The 856-nt window shown below is 54.6% G+C and carries 1 pseudogene; it reads right to left on the reverse strand.

The features are described 5' to 3' along the window. Positions 1 to 567: 567 nt before the first annotated feature. Positions 568 to 856 (reverse strand): annotated as a pseudogene (locus tag B2W96_RS01355) (ABC transporter ATP-binding protein); the annotation flags it as partial.

Consider the following 856-nt stretch of genomic DNA (forward strand, 5'->3'; position numbering starts at 1 on the left):
GGGCAAAAGTCAAAAACTTTTTCATCTTTAAAATCTCCAATCTGTTTTATAAAAATTCAAGGCTTGTGCAAAGGCTTTGTCGGGACGGCTTTTAAACTGCGCCATCGGCGCCATCGTTTTTCACGCATATGGTTCCCTCCCTCAAAATATAACAAAAAAAGCCCTGCCCCAATCTTTATTGGGACAAGACTTTCATCCTGCGGTACCACCCAAGTTGACGCAAAGCGCCCGCTCGTTTCACGTACTCTCATACGCGCCGTGTGGATAACGGGTACGGTTCCCGTCGGTCGCTACTCGCTTCTCGCTTTCGCTCCGCCCTCGGCAGTCCATTCGGCTGGGGTTCCCTGCCGCGATCTCACCATCCGCGACTCTCTGAAAAGGCTGGCCCTCTGGCTTACTTCTCTGCCTCACAGGTTTTTGATTGATTGTTTTGCATTATATGCGGGTCTTCTTGGTTTGTCAACCGTCAATTTTTACAAAGCCGGGGCCACCGCGAACCACCGCTTCATAAAAAGCGAATTTTTGCTTTTCCCGGGCGGGGCAAGCCCGCCCGGGGGATTCACCGCGTCAGGAGAGCAGAACCTGATCCGACTCCTCCTGCACCCCGGCGACCTCCGCAAATTTTTGCAAAAGGTCCGCCTTGGTGAGCTTTTTCTTCTCCTCGCCGGAGATATCCAGAATAATGCGGCCCGCGTTCATCATGATGAGCCGGTTGCCGTGTCGGATGGCGTCCTGCATGTTGTGGGTAATCATCAGGGCCGTCAGCCCGTTTTCCCGCACGATGCGGTCGGACAGCTCCAGCACCTTTGCCGCCGTGGCGGGGTCCAGCGCCGCCGTATGTTCGTCCAGCAGCAGG

The organism is Oscillibacter sp. UBA6647, assembly GCA_002455655.1.
Lineage (GTDB): Bacteria > Bacillota > Clostridia > Oscillospirales > Oscillospiraceae > Oscillibacter.